Source organism: Ramlibacter sp. (assembly GCF_028292805.1).
Taxonomy (GTDB): Bacteria; Pseudomonadota; Gammaproteobacteria; order Burkholderiales; family Burkholderiaceae_C; genus Ramlibacter.
The window spans coordinates 1-14,921 of sequence record NZ_JAQGLS010000315.1 but is presented as its reverse complement, the minus strand read 5'-3'; the positions used below and the strand labels follow the sequence as shown (position 1 = coordinate 14,921).

Here is a 14,921-nt window from a genome sequence, read left to right as displayed (position 1 = left end):
TGTCGGCCGGCGCCGTGTCGAAGCGCTGCAGGCCCTCGGCATCGGTCAGCTCTGCGATGGTGGCCGTGCCCTGGCTGTCGATCCAGGCCCGCGCCGGCGGCCGCGTGTCCACCGTGCCCGGCGCATCGCGCAGAGCGACGGCCGGCGGCGCTGGCGGCAGGGCTCGGCGCGGGCCGGCAAAGCGGTCGCGGCGGCCAGTCCCAGCAGCACGAATGCGGCCATCTCCCAACCGCGCGACGTGCCTGCGAGCCATCGCATACACTTTCGGGTTGGATTTTCGGGGACTGACATGAGTTTGAAGTGCGGGATCGTGGGCTTGCCCAACGTTGGCAAATCCACCTTGTTCAACGCCTTGACCAAGGCGGGGATTGCCGCCGAAAACTATCCTTTCTGCACCATCGAGCCCAATGTGGGCGTGGTGGAATTGCCCGACCCGCGATTGGCCGCCCTGTCGGAGATCGTCAAGCCCGAGCGCATCGTGCCAGCCATCGTCGAGTTTGTCGACATCGCCGGTCTGGTCGCCGGCGCCAGCAAGGGCGAGGGCCTGGGCAACCAGTTCCTGGCCCATATCCGGGAGACGGACGCCATCGTCAACGTGGTGCGCTGCTTCGAGGACGAGAACGTGATCCACGTGGCGGGCCGGGTTGACCCGGTGTCCGACATCGAGGTGATCCAGACCGAGCTGTGCCTGGCCGACCTGGGCACGGTGGACAAGGCGCTGCACCGCTACGGCAAGGTGGCCCGGGCCGGCAGCGACAAGGAAGCCATCAAGATGATGGCGCTGCTGCCCAAGGTGCAGGCGGCGCTGAACGAGGCGCGCCCGGTGCGCAGCCTGGCGCTGAGCGACGACCATCGCGAACTGATCAAGCCGCTGTGCCTGATCACCGCCAAGCCGGCGATGTTCGTGGCCAACGTGGACGAAGGCGGCTTCGAGAACAACCCGCACCTGGACCGGCTGCGCGCGTACGCCGAGTTGCAAAAGGCGCCGGTGGTGGTGATCTGCGCCAAGATCGAGTCGGAGATCGCCGAGATGGACGATGCCGACAAGCAGGTCTTCCTGGAGGAAATCGGCCAGGCCGAGCCCGGCCTGGCCCGCCTGATCCGCGCGGCCTTCAAGCTCCTGGGGCTGCAGACCTACTTCACCGCCGGCGTCAAGGAAGTGCGCGCCTGGACGGTGGCCATCGGCGCCACGGCGCCGCAGGCGGCGGGGGTGATCCATACCGACTTCGAGCGCGGCTTCATCCGCGCGCAGACCATCGCCTTCGACGACTTCATCGGCTTCAAGGGCGAGCAGGGCGCCAAGGACGCGGGCAAGATGCGCAGCGAAGGCAAGGAGTACGTCGTCAAGGATGGCGACGTGATGAACTTCCTGTTCAATGTTTGACACTTGAAAAGTCGCGGGCGACTTTCAAGTGCTCTGGTCAGTGCGATGAAGCCCGGCAAAGCCGGGCTTCATCGCATGGCGAACCACGCTGCATGTTATTTCGCGTGGTCCGTCGGCCGGCGACGTGGCGCGCCGAAATGGTGTGCGGCGTTTCACTGCAAGCCAATTGCGCGCTGCCTAAGCTGGCGCCCATGACTTCCAGTCCTTTCCACCTGTCCCTGCGCTGGCGCCGGCGCATCCTGCGCGCCTATGAGCTGGTCCTGTGCGGCTTGCTGGTTGCGCTCGGATTGGCAGCCGCCTGGCCGGCCTAGGGCGGCCCGGCGGCCGTCCGCGGTGGGCTGGACCGCCTGAACGACGCCACGCGGCTCGCCGCAATCCTGCGCCGGCCTGGGCTTGTGATTGGTTCTGGAACGAGCGGCCGTGGCGTTGCTGGCTCTTGCCGGCTGCGGGGTCGCGCCGCTGCGCGATTGGTGGTCACGCGCTGCGGCGCGAAGGTCCATGAACGGGAGTTCACTGCCCGCGCCGAATGGACGACCATCTTGCTTGGCGTCCAGGCGATCCCGATGGCCATGAGCCGGTACGAGCTGCTGTACCGCGAGCTTGCCGCCATGTTGCTGGACGACCACCTGTTCCAGCAGGCTGCGCGCTAATGCGGAAAGAAGTGCAGCAGCACCGAGGTCATCATCAGGTAGCGCAGGAACTTGCCGACCAGCATGTAGCCCGCGCAGGGCCAGAACGGCATGCGCAGCCAGCCGGCCACCGCGCACAGCGGGTCGCCCACGATCGGCAGCCATGCCAGCAGGCAGGCCTTGGGCCCCAGCCGCTCCAGGAAGTCGAGCGCCTTCATGTGGTGTTTCGAGTGGTGGTACTTCTCGGTCACCTCGTGCGCGCCGTAACCCAGCCACCAGTCCAGCATGCCGCCCAGCGTGTTGCCGGCCGTGGCGATCAGCACGGCGCTCCAGAAGATGTCGGGGTTGAGCTTGAGCAGGCCGAACAGCGCCGGCTCCGAGCCGATGGGCAGCAGCGTGGCCGAAATGAAGGAGGCGATGAAGAGCGTGGACAAGCCGTACTCGGGCAGGGCCAGCAGGGCCAGCATCGAATCCATCCAGGCTTGCATCGGCGCGGATGGTAAGCGACGCCGGCCAGCCGGGCTGTAGGCGCAGGCGCAAAATCTTCTTTTTCAAGCCCTGAAATCGCGGGGGCCTACAATCGTGCCTCTTTTTTCGGCAGCTTCCTTCCATCCCTCCCGCGCATGCAGATCGGCCCTTACCTCCTCGCGAACAATGTGTTCGTGGCGCCGATGGCGGGCGTGACCGACCGGCCGTTTCGCCAGTTGTGCCGCAGCTTCGGCGCCGGCTACGCCGTCAGCGAGATGGTCAGCTCGCGGCGCGAGCTGTGGAACACGCTCAAGACCTCGCGCCGCGCCGACCACGCCGGCGAGCCCGGCCCGGTCGCCGTGCAGATCGCCGGCACCGACGCGCAGATGATGGCCGAGGCCGCCGCGTACAACGTGGAGCGCGGCGCCCAGATCATCGACATCAACATGGGCTGCCCGGCCAAGAAGGTCTGCAACAAGTGGGCCGGCTCGGCGCTGATGCAGGACGAGCCGCTGGCGCTGGCCATCGTGCAGGCGGTGGTGCGGGCCTGCGAGCCGCACGGCGTGCCGGTCACGCTGAAGATGCGCACCGGCTGGTCGCAATCGAACCGCAATGCGCTGGCGCTGGCGCGCGCCTTCGAATGCGCCGGCATCCGGATGCTGACGGTGCACGGCCGCACCCGCGAGCAAGGCTACGGCGGCCACGCCGAATACGAGACCATCGCTGCAGTGAAGGCCGCGGTGCGTATTCCGGTGGTGGCCAATGGCGACATCACGACGCCGCAAAAGGCGCGCGACGTGCTGGCGGCAACCGGCGCCGACGCCGTCATGGTGGGCCGGGCGGCCCAGGGCCGGCCCTGGATCCTGCGCGAGATCGTGCACTTTCTGGCCACCGGCACCGAGCTGGCGCCGCCGCTGGTGGCCGAGGTGCGGCGGGCACTGCTGGCGCACCTGCAGGACCACTACGCGCTGTACGGCGAATTCACCGGCGTGCGCAGCGCGCGCAAGCACATCGGCTGGTACGTGAAGGCGCTGCCGGGCGGCGTGGCCTTTCGCGAAGGGATGAACCGCATCGAGGACAGCGCCACCCAGCTGGCCGCGGTGGCGCAATTTTTCGAGGCGCTGGGCGCGAGCATGGACCGGTTGCCCGTGGCGCCGGCATGCACGCCCCGGGAAGATCTTGCCGAGAGCGACGCATGAGCAAAAGACACATAGAAGACTGCGTGCGCACCAGCCTGGAAGGCTACTTCCGCGACCTGCGCGGAACCGAACCCGACGGCATGTACGAGATGCTGGTCAAGGTGGTGGAAAAGCCGCTGCTGGAGGTGGTGATGGCCAAGGCCGACAACAACCAGTCGCGCGCCGCCGAATGGCTGGGGCTGAACCGCAACACGCTGCGCAAGAAACTGATCGAACACAAGCTCCTCAAGTGAGGAGGAACCAATGAACGCACTGATTTCCGTTTCCGACAAGACCGGCATCGCCGAACTGGCCCAGGCCCTGCACGCGCAGGGCGTGCGGCTGGTCTCCACTGGCGGCACGGCGAAACTGCTCGCCGAGCAAGGCTTGCCCGTGACCGAGGTGGCCGAGGTCACCGGCTTTCCCGAGATGCTCGATGGCCGGGTGAAGACGCTGCACCCGATGGTGCACGGCGGCCTGCTGGCGCGGCGCGACGTGCCCGAGCACATGGCGGCGCTGAAGGAACATGGCATCGCCACCATCGACATCCTGGTGGTGAACCTCTATCCGTTCGAGGCGACGGTGGCCAGGCCCGGCTGCACGCTGGAGGACGCGATCGAGAACATCGACATCGGCGGGCCGGCGATGGTGCGCAGCGCCGCCAAGAACTGGAAAGACGTGGCGGTGCTGACGGATGCGTCGCAGTACCAGCCGGTGCTGGCCGAACTGAAGGCTTGCGGCAAGCTCTCGGACAAGACCCGCTTCGCGCTGGCCGTGGCTGCCTTCAATCGCATCAGCAACTACGACGCGGCGATCAGCGACCACCTGTCCAGCCTGCAGGAGGATGGCTCGCGCTCGCTGTTCGCCGGCCAGGCCAACGGCCGCTTCGTCAAGCTGCAGGATCTGCGCTACGGCGAGAACCCGCACCAGCAGGCCGCGTTCTACCGCGACCTGTACCCCGCGCCCGGCTCGCTGGTGACGGCGCGCCAGGTGCAGGGCAAGGAACTCTCGTACAACAACATCGCCGACGCCGATGCGGCGTGGGAATGCGTCAAGAGCTTCGAAGGCCCGGCCTGCGTCATCGTCAAGCACGCCAACCCTTGTGGCGTGGCGCTGGGCGCCGACGCGCTGTCGGCCTATGCCAAGGCCCTCCAGACCGACCCGACCTCGGCCTTCGGCGGCATCATCGCCTTCAACTGCACCCTGGACGGCAAGGCAGCGCAGATCGTCGCCAAGCAGTTCGTCGAGGTGCTGATGGCGCCGGCGTTCACCGACGAGGCGCTGGAAGTGTTCAAGGCCAAGGCCAACGTGCGGCTGCTGCAGATCGCGCTGCCGCCGGGCGGCGAGCGGCCCTGGGAGCAGGGCCGCAACCTGATGGACATCAAGCGCATCGGCTCGGGCCTGCTGATGCAGACCGCGGACAACCACGAGCTGGCGCTGGCCGACCTGAAGGTGGTGACGAAGAAGCAGCCCACGCTGCAGGAGCTGCAAGACCTGCTGTTCGCCTGGACCGTGGCCAAGTACGTCAAGTCGAACGCCATCGTGTTTTGCAAAGACGGCATGACAATGGGCGTGGGCGCCGGCCAGATGAGCCGGCTCGACTCGGCCCGCATCGCCAGCATCAAGGCCAAGCACGCGGGTCTGAGCCTGCGCGGCACGGTGGTGGCCAGCGATGCCTTCTTCCCGTTCCGCGACGGGCTCGACGTGGTGGTGGATGCCGGCGCCAGCTGCGTGATCCAGCCGGGCGGCAGCATGCGCGATGGCGAGGTGATCGCGGCGGCCGACGAGCGTGAGGTGGCGATGGTGTTCAGCGGCGTGCGGCACTTCCGGCACTGATCCCGACCTTGTCGTTGCGGGCTCGATCCGCAATCGAAGCCGCGCTCGCGCACATGCGGCATGGATCCCGCAGCAGCCCGCGATGACGGGTCTTACAGGCTAGCGAACACTTCCCGCGCCGCCTGCACCGTCTGCGCGATGTCCTCGTCGCTGTGCGCCGAGCTCACGAAGCCGGCCTCGTACAGCGCCGGCGCGATGTAGACGCCGCGATCGAGCAGGCCGTGGAACAGCCGGCCGAATTTCGGCGCATCGCTTTGCATCACCTGGGGGTAGTTGTGCGGCAGCTGCGGCAGCAGGAAGAAGCCGAACATGCCGCCTTCGCAATCGCCCGCGAACGGCACGCCAGCGTCCCTGGCGGCCGCCGCCAGGCCGTCGACCAGCCCGCGGGTGCGCGCGGCCAGGGCCTCGTAGAAGCCGGGCTGGGCGATCTCGCGCAGCGTCGCCAGCCCGCAGGCCGTGGCCACCGGGTTGCCCGAGAGCGTGCCGGCCTGGTAGACCGGGCCCAGCGGCGCCAGCTGCTCCATGATGGCGCGCGGGCCGCCGAAGGCCGCCAGCGGCATGCCCCCGCCGATCACCTTGCCCAGCACGGTGATGTCGGGCGCGAAGCCGGGGATCTGCTTGGCATAAACGGCTTGCGCGCCACCCAGCGCGACGCGAAAGCCGGTCATCACCTCGTCGAACACCAGCAGCGCGCCATGCTGCGTGCACAGCTCGCGACAGCGCTGCATGAACTCGCGGCTGGCGCGCACGAAGTTCATGTTGCCGGCGATCGGCTCGATGATCAGGCAGGCCACAGCGGCCCCGTGCCGGGCGAAGGCTTCGTCGAGCTGCGCCAGGTTGTTGTACTCGAGGACCAGCGTGTGCTGCACCACCTCGGGCGGCACGCCGGCGCTGGTCGGGTGGCCGAAGGTGGCCAGGCCCGAGCCGGCCTTGACCAGCAGCGCGTCGGCGTGGCCGTGGTAGCAGCCCTCGAACTTGATGATCATGCTGCGGCCGGTGGCGCCGCGCGCCAGCCGGATCGCGCTCATCGCCGCCTCGGTGCCGGAGCTGACCAGCCGCACCATCTCCACCGAGGGCAGGTGGCGCACGATCTCCTCGGCCAGTTCGACCTCGCGCTCGGTCGGTGCGCCGAACGAGAAGCCGTCCAGCGCCGCCGCCTGCACCGCCTCCAGCACCCGCGGATGGCCGTGGCCCAGGATCATGGGACCCCAGGAGCCGATGTAGTCGATGTGGCGGGCGCCGTTGGCGTCCCAGAAGTAGGCGCCCTGCGCGCGCTGAACGAAGCGCGGGGTGCCGCCGACGGCGCGAAAGGCGCGCACCGGCGAATTGACGCCGCCGGGGATCAGCGCGCGGGCGCGCTCGAACAGTTCCAGATTCTTGTCAGTGGGCATGGTGTTGTCTTTGCGCGTGCCACCGCGGATCCGGCTTTGCCGGGCCGCTGGTGGCGCCCCCGCGCCGGGTCCCCGGGAAATCGCCTGGCGGTTTTCCGGGATGCTCCAGAGGGGAGGGCACCGCAGGCGCTTCGGGGGTGGGCCTGTTTTCAGTGCTTGGTTTCATGGGAAGGCAAGTCGAAGGCGGGCAGGCCGGGTGCGGCGTCCGCCTCGTCATCTTCATCGTCGTCGGGCTGGGCCCAGAACAATCGGTCCGGCACCACGTGGCCCATGCCGGGGCGAAAGCCTCCGTCCAGGCAGCGGTCCAGGTAGGCCAGGGCTTCGGTGGCGGCGCTCGGCAGGTCGGCGCCGCCGGCCAGCAGCGCGGCGAGCGCGCCCGAGAGCGTGTCGCCGGCGCCGGCGAAGCCGGCGTCGAAACGCTCGAACTTCTCGCTGGCCAGCACCGCCTGTGGCGTGGCCAGCACGTTGTCGATGAACTGCTCGGGCAGCGGCACGCCGGTGACCAGCGTGTAGGGCACGCCCATTTCCGCGGCGGCCTTGGCCAGGTCGCGCGCGGTGGGGCTGCGCTCGTTGTTCCACTCCGGCAACAGCCAGCGCCACAAGGTGCTGTGGTTTCCAACCAACACCGTGGTCTGCGGCAAAAGCAGTTCGCGAAACGCGTCTTCGTACAGGTCGGTGGGGCCTTCGTCCCACCACGAGAGCGACGGCATGTAGGCAATCAGCGGCACGTCCGGATAGTCGGTCGCGATCTCCGCGATGGTGCTCAGGTTCTCGGGACTGCCCACGAATCCGACCTTGATCACCTGCACCGGAACGTCCTCGAGGATCGCGCGGGCCTGTTCGGCGACAGCGTCTTCGTCGAAGGGGAAATGGTCGAACACCTCCGCGGTGTCGCGCACGTAGGCGCCGGTGACGATGGGAAGCGGATGCGCGCCGACCGATGCAATGGCGGTGATGTCGGCGGCCAGTCCGCCGGCGCCGCTGGGGTCGCTGGCGTTGAACACGAGCACGCAGGGCGGGCCCGACTCCACGCTCTCCTCCTGCCCGGAAGGGGTCGCAACGATAGGTGTGGAATTAGTCATGGGCCCCGTATCTTGTCGGCGCTCTCCCAATGAAAACGTAGGGAAATGCCCCCGATACAATCGTTGCATTCTATTCCAAGGCCCTTTAAGCTGTGACTGAAGCAAAAACGTGGATGTGTCTGATTTGCGGCTGGATTTACGACGAATCCGCCGGTTCCCCGGAACATGGCATCGCCCCCGGAACTGCGTGGGACCAGGTGCCGATGAACTGGACCTGCCCCGAGTGCGGGGCCCGCAAGGAAGACTTCGAGATGGTCCAGATCTGACCAGCGCGGCATCGGGACTGTCCAAGCGATGCCGCCCCCAAAGAAGCAGCAATGAACGAGGAGCAGCGTCAAGTGAGCACCACTGGATTGAAGGTGCTGGTGATCGATGACAGCAATACGATCCGGCGCAGTGCGGAGATCTTCCTGAAGCAGGGCGGCCACGAGGTCATGCTGGCCGAGGATGGCTTCGATGCGCTGTCGAAAGTCAACGACTACCAGCCGAACCTGATCTTCTGCGACATCCTGATGCCGCGGCTCGACGGGTACCAGACCTGCGCCATCATCAAGCGCAACGCGAAGTTCTCCTCCGTTCCGGTGGTCATGCTGTCTTCCAAGGATGGCGTGTTCGACAAGGCCCGCGGCCGCATGGTCGGCTCGCAGGACTACCTGACCAAACCCTTTACCAAAGACCAGCTGCTGCAAACCGTGCAGCAGTTCGGCAGTGCAAAAACAGGAGAGATCTGATGGCCATCCGCAAAGTGCTTGTGGTGGACGATTCGAAGACGGAACTGATGTTCATGACGGATCTGCTGCAAAAGAACGGCTTCGCCGTGAAGACCGCCGAGGGCGCCGACGACGCGTTCCGCCGGCTGGCCGAGGAAAAGCCCGACCTGATCCTGATGGACGTCGTGATGCCCGGCCAGAACGGCTTCCAGCTGACGCGCGCGATCTCGCGCGATCCGCTGTATGCGGACGTGCCGATCATCATGTGCACCAGCAAGAACCAGGAAACCGACCGCGTCTGGGGCATGCGCCAGGGCGCGCGCGACTACATCACCAAACCGGTGGACGCCGACGAACTCATGGCCAAGATCAAGGCCCTGGGCTGATCGGCGCATCGCAGTCCTGAAGCCATGGCCAACCGTGAAGCCCTTCGCGAGCTGCAAAGCCGGCTGGCGAGCCGACTGCAGGCGGCTCGCACCGAGGGCGTGCAGTCCGCCTGGCTGGCCGTCGAGGCGGCCGGCACCAGGTACCTGTTCCCGCTGACCCAGTCGGGCGAGATCTTCCCGTATGCCGCCACCCAGCCGGTGCCCTACACGCGGCACTGGTTTCTCGGGGTGTCGAACCTGCGCGGCGGCCTGTACGGCGTGGTGGACCTGGCCAGCTACGTCGGCGGCCAGGCCCCGCTGCAGCGCTCCGACGCCGGCCGCGCCGAAAGCCGGCTGGTCGCGCTCAACGCGCTGCTCGAGATCAATTGCGCCCTGCTGATCGACCGGCTCGCCGGCCTGCGCGGCATGGAGTCGTTCACCTCGTCCTGTGCCGCCCCCGAAGGCTCGCCGGACTACTTCGGCAGCGGCTACACCGATGCCATCGGCGCGTACTGGCAGGAAATCAACCTTCAGGCGCTGTCGCAACAACCGCAGTTCCTGAGCATCAGCGCTTAGTCCCATCCGAGGTCGCATCATGTCCGTCGCAGATTCACTGAAAAACATCTTCGCCAAGAAAAGCCGCGAAGCGGATCCCTCCGTCACCCAGGACCTGAGCCTCGGGCACACGGCGGGCATCGAAGCGGGCAGCACCCAGGGCGTCGATCCGCTCGATCCGGACAGCGTCGATTCGATCGAGATGGACGAGGTCGACGAGCAGGAACTGATCACGGTCCCGTTCCTGGGCCGCCGCACCGCCGTCACCCACCAGCGCATCCTGCTGACCCTGGTGTCGCTGGCACTCGTGGTGTTGGGCGCCGTGGCTTTCTTTGCCGTGCGCCAGGCCGACCAGGTCGCCCAGCAGGTGGCCGGCACCGGCAACTCGCTGATGCAGTCGCAGCGGCTGGCCAAGTCGGTGTCGCAGGCGCTGATCGGCAGCCCCCAGGCCTTCCCGGACGTCAAGGAGTCGGCCGACGTGCTGGCCAGGACGCTGCGCGGCCTGCGGGACGGCGACGAGCGCCTGACCGCGCTGCCGGCGGACCTGCACCCCGACCTGGACAAGATCATGCCGCTGATGGAGCGCGCCGAGAAGAACGCCGCCACCGTGATGGCGCAGCAGAAGATCCTGACGCAGGTGGGCGCCGCGCTGCGCACCATCAACCGCCAGTCGTCCGACCTGCTGGAGATCGCCGAGACGGTATCGTCGCTCAAGCTGCAGCAGAACGCCACCCCGGCCGAGATCTCGGCCGCCGGCCAACTCGTGATGCTGACCCAGCGGATCGGCAAGTCGGCCAACGAATTCCTGACCATGGAAGGCGTGTCGCCGGAAGCCGTGTTCCTCTTGGGCAAGGACTTGAACTCGTTCAAGGAAATCGCCGAAGGCCTGTTGAACGGCAGCCCGGAACTGCGGCTGGCCGCCTCCAAGGACGAACAGACCCGCGAGCGCCTGGACGCGCTGCTCAAGCTGTACGAACAGACCCGCACGCAGGCCGGCGCCATCCTGGGCAACCTGCAAGGCCTGGTGTCGGCCCGTGAAGCGCAAGCCTCCATCATCCAGGACAGCGAACCGCTGCGCCGCACGATGGAAGAACTGCAAGGCAAGCTGTCGGCCCAGACCGGCCTGGGCGCCGGGCCGCTGATCACCCTGATCGGCGCCGCCCTGTTCGCCGTGGCCTGCGCCTTCGGCCTGGCCTTCGTGCAGCTGCAGGACAGCCGCGGCCGCCAGCAGCGCGCTGAAGCGCAGCGCCAAGAAGCCGAGCGCCAGGAGCAGGAAGCCAAGCGCGTGAACGACGCCAACCAGGCGGCCATTTTGCGGCTGATGAACGAACTGCAATCGGTGGCCGAAGGCGACCTGACGCAGGAAGCAACCGTGACGGAAGACATCACCGGCGCCATCGCCGACTCGGTGAACTACACGGTGGAAGAGCTGCGCCAGCTGGTGGGCAACGTGCAGAACACGGCGACCCGGGTGGCGCAGACGACGGCGCAGGTGGAGTCCACCTCCACCGAGCTGCTGGCCGCCTCCACCGAGCAGCTGCGCGAGATTCGTGAAACCGGCCAGTCGGTGCTCGACATGGCCGGCCGCATCAACTCGGTGTCCGGCCAGGCGCAGGAGTCGGCCCAGGTCGCCCGGCAATCGCTCAAGGCCGCCGAGTCGGGCCTGCAGGCCGTGCAGAACGCCATCGGCGGCATGAACGGCATCCGCGACCAGATCCAGGAAACCTCCAAGCGCATCAAGCGGCTGGGCGAGTCGTCGCAGGAGATCGGCGAAATCACCGAGCTGATTTCCGACATTACCGAACAGACCAACGTGCTGGCGCTGAACGCCGCCATCCAGGCCGCGTCGGCCGGTGAAGCCGGGCGCGGCTTCTCGGTGGTGGCGGAAGAAGTGCAGCGGCTGGCCGAGCGGTCGGCCGACGCGACGCGCCAGATTTCGGCGCTGGTCAAGGCCATTCAGACCGACACCCAGGATGCGGTGGCCGCCATGGAACGCTCGACGCAGGGCGTGGTGGAAGGGGCCAAGCTGTCCGACAACGCCGGCACCGCGCTGACCGAGATCGACCAGGTGTCGCGCCGCCTGGCCGAGCTGATCGAGCAGATCGCCACCTCGACCTCGCGCGAAGCCGAGTCCGCCAACGTGGTGGCCGGCAACATCCAGCACATCTTCGCGGTGACCGAACAGACCGGCGAGGGCACGCGCTCGACCGCGCAGCAGGTGCGCGAGCTGACCCGCATGGCCGAAGAGCTGCGGCAGTCGGTGTCCCGATTCAAGATCGCGTAATGCAAGCGACGCCCCAAAGGCCCCAGCGCCCCCGCGGGGCCGAGCGGCCAGCGCGTCACCTGACGGAAAAGTAAATGGAAGCAGCAGCCCAAGACCACGATCTGGCGAGCAATGACCTGGGCCCGCTGGCCTGGGTCCTGGACGAGCTGCGCAAGTCGCTCGAATCCGCCTCGTCCGCGCTGCGCCGCTTCGTGCGCGACGCCGCCATGGCGCGCGGCCAGGACATGGCGTCGGTCGACGCCGGCCAGTTACGCATCGCCCGCCAGCACATGCACCAGGCCGTCGGCGCGCTGGAGATGGTCGGCATGGCCGCGCCCGCCCACATGCTGCGCAGCATGGAAGGCGCGGTGCAGAAGTTCATCGAGCGGCCCGAGCTGTGCACCGAAGCCGCCGCCGCCAAGGTGGAGCGGGCCGGCTTCGCGCTGGCCGAATTCCTGGAGGCGCTGCTGGCCGGCAAGTCCGTCTCCCCGCTGCACCTGTTTCCGCAATACAAGGACGTGCAGGAGCTGAGCGGGGCCGACCGCGTGCACCCGGCCGACCTGTGGTCGCTGGACTTTCGCTGGCTCGAGCTGCAAAGCCCCGCCGTCGCCCGCACACTGATGTACGAGCCGGCCGTGCGCGGCCGCCTGGACACGGCCGTGCTCAAGATCGTCAAGACCGCCGATGCGGCCGCCGGCCGGGAACTGGCGGAAATCGCCCTCGGCCTGGGCGCCGGCCAGGCGGCGCGCCAGCCCAAGACCTTCTGGCGCATCGCCGCCGGCTATTTCGAAGCGGTGTCGCTCGGCCTGCTGCCGGCCGACATCTACGTCAAGCGGGCCGCCTCGCGCGTGCTGCTGCAATACGCATCGCTGGCCAAGGGCGACGCCGGCGTGTCCGACCGGCTGGCGCAAGACCTCGTCTTCTTTTGCGCCCAGGCGCTGCCCGCGCGTCCCACCGACGGCCCGGCGCTGGCGGCGGTGCGACAGGGTTACGGCCTGGCCAAGACGAAGCCGGTCGACTACGCGACCAGCCCGTTCGGCCGTTTCGATCCGGTGCTGCTGTCCCAGCTGCGCAAGCGCATCGGCGCCGCCAAGGAAACCTGGTCCGCGCTGGCCGGTGGCGACGCCCACAAGCTGCGCAGCGTGGCCGAGCAGTTCCAGGCGGTCTGCGAAACCCTGGTCAAGCTCTACCCGCCCGCCGCGCCGCTGGCGCAGGCCGTCGCCGCGGCGATGGAGTCGCTGGTGCGCGGTGGCCGCATCCCCGGCCCCGAGCTGGCGATGGAAGTCGCCACCGCCGTCCTCTATCTGGAAGCCGCCTTCCAGGATCTGGACCCCAACGACGCCCAGCTGGCCGAGCGCACCACGCGCCTGGCCGAGCGCCTGGGCAAGGTCGTGGCCGGTGGCCAGCCGCAGCCGCTGGAACACTGGGTCGAGGAGCTGTACCGGCGCGTGAGCGACCGTCAGACCATGGGCAGCGTGGTCGGCGAGCTGCGCGGCACGCTGGGCGAACTCGAGAAGGTGCTCGACCAGTTCTTTCGCAGCCCGGCCGAAAAGGGCGCGCTGCGTGAGGCGCCGAACTACCTGGCGCAGATGCGCGGCGTGCTGTCGGTGCTGGGCCTGGACCAGGCCGCGCAGGCGGTGGCGCGGATGCGCGACACCGTCGAGGACATCATCGCCACCGAAGTCGACGAAGAAAAAGCGCGCGCCGCCGGTACCTTCGAGAAGCTGGGCCTCAACCTGGGTGCGCTCGGCTTCCTGATCGACATGCTGAACTACCAGCCGTCGCTGGCCAAGAAGCTGTTCGTCTGGGACGATCTGCAGGGTGAATTGCGCCCGCTGATGGGCCGCGCCGTCGAGCCGACCGAGGAGCCGGAACTGGCGCAGGAACTGAACGACGTCGTCGCCGAAGCGGGCGAGTCGGGCATGGGTGAACTCGGGCCGCGCCTGGACACTCTGGCCAAGCACGCGGTGCTGGCCGAGAACAAGGCAGTGGCCAGCGCCGCGCGCGAAGCGTCGGCGGCTGTGTCGGCGCACGACGACGCCGGCGCGGCCGCGGCCCTGAACAATCTGGCGGCCATCAGCCAGCCGACGCCGGCGCCCGCCGCGACGGCGCAAGAGGACTTCGAGGAAGACGATCTGCGCGACATCTTCCTGGAGGAAGCACGCGAGGTGGTGGTCACCGGCCTGGGCGCGCTGGCCGTGCTGGACGCCGAGCCGGGCAATCTGGCGGAGCTGACGACGCTGCGGCGCGCCTTCCACACCCTCAAGGGCAGCTCGCGGATGGTCGGGCTGAACGAGTTCGGCGAAGCCGGCTGGTCGCTCGAGCAGGTGATGAACACCTTGCTGGCCGACCAGAAGCCCTCCACCGAGCCGCTGCGCACCTTGTGCAAGCAGGCGCTGCGGGCCTTCGGCCTGTGGATCGAGGACATCGCACAGCACACCGACGGCGCCTGGAAGGCCGGCATGTTCCGCGGCCCGGCCGACACCATGCGCACCGAGAACCGGCTGGAGAAGATCGTCACGCCGACGGCCGCGCCGCAGCTGCCGCAAGTGCCGCAGCTGGCGCAAGCGGTCGAGACCCCGGCCAGCGTCGAGGCGCTCGCAGATTTCGATTTCGATTTCAGCTTCGAGCTGGGCGCGCCGCCAGCCGCCGCTGCCGAGCCCGTCGTCCAGGCCGTGCCGCAGTTGCCGGACCTGGGCTTTGCCCTGGACGCGGCTGCCACCGAGCCGCCCCCGATCGCGGCTGACGTGGCGCAGCTGTCCGGCTTCGTGCTGGACTTCGCCGCGGCCGAACCGGAACCGGAACCGGAACGCGACGCCGCCACCGAGCCGGCCGAATTGTCGGCCGACGAGCTGCCGCCCGAGTTCGCCGACCTGGCTTCCACGCTGGTCATGTCCAGGCAGGAACCGCCAGGGGCTGTGCCCGTGATCGACTTCGGCGCGACGCTGATCCAGCCGCGCGCGGAGCCACCGGTGCAGCAACCGGCGCCGCCGCCGGCCATGGAGATCGAGGCGTTCGACTTCAGCTCGCTGGCGCCGCCGCCGGCCACGCCGGCGCCCG

General features: G+C 68.2%; 14 protein-coding genes. 10 read left to right on the top strand and 4 right to left on the bottom strand.

Features of this window, described 5'->3' with window-relative positions; all coding sequences use genetic code 11:
- A partial coding sequence (locus tag JWP65_RS19340) for a hypothetical protein (protein ID WP_299766711.1) occupies window positions 1-253 on the bottom strand: 253 nt, incomplete at its 3' end.
- 36 nt (window positions 254-289) lie between these two features.
- Between JWP65_RS19340 and ychF the strand changes: the two genes are divergently transcribed.
- Entirely contained in the window at window positions 290-1,384 is a 1,095-nt protein-coding gene (ychF, locus tag JWP65_RS19335; protein ID WP_299766709.1) for a redox-regulated ATPase YchF, read from the top strand.
- A gap of 646 nt (window positions 1,385-2,030) precedes the next feature.
- On the opposite strand, the gene JWP65_RS19330 is transcribed toward ychF, so the two are convergent.
- A complete protein-coding gene (locus JWP65_RS19330; protein ID WP_299766707.1) occupies window positions 2,031-2,501 on the bottom strand; it encodes a YqaA family protein in 471 nt (156 codons plus the stop codon).
- 135 nt (window positions 2,502-2,636) lie between these two features.
- On the opposite strand from JWP65_RS19330, the gene dusB reads away from it, so the two are divergent.
- Genes dusB through purH form a run of 3 tightly spaced genes read left to right on the top strand, consistent with a single transcriptional unit; the run spans window position 2,637 to window position 5,495 of the window.
- Window positions 2,637-3,680, top strand: a complete 1,044-nt coding sequence (dusB, locus tag JWP65_RS19325) for a tRNA dihydrouridine synthase DusB (RefSeq protein ID WP_299766706.1) — start codon at window positions 2,637-2,639, stop codon at window positions 3,678-3,680.
- On the top strand, window positions 3,677-3,913 hold the full coding sequence (locus tag JWP65_RS19320; protein ID WP_299766704.1) for a Fis family transcriptional regulator: 237 nt from the start codon (window positions 3,677-3,679) through the stop codon (window positions 3,911-3,913). The genes dusB and JWP65_RS19320 overlap by 4 nt, the downstream gene beginning before the upstream one ends.
- A 10-nt stretch (window positions 3,914-3,923) precedes the next feature.
- Entirely contained in the window at window positions 3,924-5,495 is a 1,572-nt protein-coding gene (purH, locus tag JWP65_RS19315) for a bifunctional phosphoribosylaminoimidazolecarboxamide formyltransferase/IMP cyclohydrolase (RefSeq protein WP_299766702.1), read from the top strand.
- A gap of 92 nt (window positions 5,496-5,587) precedes the next feature.
- Here purH and hemL read toward each other — a convergent pair whose 3' ends face one another.
- Window positions 5,588-6,886 (bottom strand): glutamate-1-semialdehyde 2,1-aminomutase, encoded by a 1,299-nt coding sequence (gene hemL, locus JWP65_RS19310; protein ID WP_299766700.1) that lies wholly within the window; start codon window positions 6,884-6,886, stop codon window positions 5,588-5,590.
- A 149-nt stretch (window positions 6,887-7,035) separates the two neighbouring features.
- Window positions 7,036-7,968: a bifunctional hydroxymethylpyrimidine kinase/phosphomethylpyrimidine kinase gene (locus JWP65_RS19305; RefSeq protein ID WP_299766698.1), complete on the bottom strand. Its 933-nt coding sequence runs from the start codon at window positions 7,966-7,968 to the stop codon at window positions 7,036-7,038.
- A 92-nt stretch (window positions 7,969-8,060) separates the two neighbouring features.
- On the opposite strand from JWP65_RS19305, the gene JWP65_RS19300 reads away from it, so the two are divergent.
- The 6 genes from JWP65_RS19300 to JWP65_RS19275 all read left to right on the top strand — a co-directional run.
- A complete protein-coding gene (locus tag JWP65_RS19300; RefSeq protein WP_299766697.1) occupies window positions 8,061-8,234 on the top strand; it encodes a rubredoxin in 174 nt (57 codons plus the stop codon).
- Window positions 8,235-8,285: 51 nt separating this feature from the next.
- Window positions 8,286-8,699: a response regulator gene (locus tag JWP65_RS19295; protein ID WP_299766695.1), complete on the top strand. Its 414-nt coding sequence runs from the start codon at window positions 8,286-8,288 to the stop codon at window positions 8,697-8,699.
- Window positions 8,699-9,064: a response regulator gene (locus JWP65_RS19290; RefSeq protein WP_299766693.1), complete on the top strand. Its 366-nt coding sequence runs from the start codon at window positions 8,699-8,701 to the stop codon at window positions 9,062-9,064. Before JWP65_RS19295 ends, JWP65_RS19290 begins: the two co-directional genes overlap by 1 nt.
- A gap of 24 nt (window positions 9,065-9,088) precedes the next feature.
- Entirely contained in the window at window positions 9,089-9,619 is a 531-nt protein-coding gene (locus tag JWP65_RS19285; RefSeq protein ID WP_299766691.1) for a chemotaxis protein CheW, read from the top strand.
- Window positions 9,620-9,638: 19 nt separating this feature from the next.
- The gene (locus JWP65_RS19280; protein ID WP_299766689.1) at window positions 9,639-11,882 is read left to right on the top strand and encodes a methyl-accepting chemotaxis protein; all 2,244 of its coding nucleotides are present in this window, start codon (window positions 9,639-9,641) and stop codon (window positions 11,880-11,882) included.
- 74 nt (window positions 11,883-11,956) lie between these two features.
- A partial coding sequence (locus JWP65_RS19275) for an Hpt domain-containing protein (protein ID WP_299766688.1) occupies window positions 11,957-14,921 on the top strand: 2,965 nt, incomplete at its 3' end.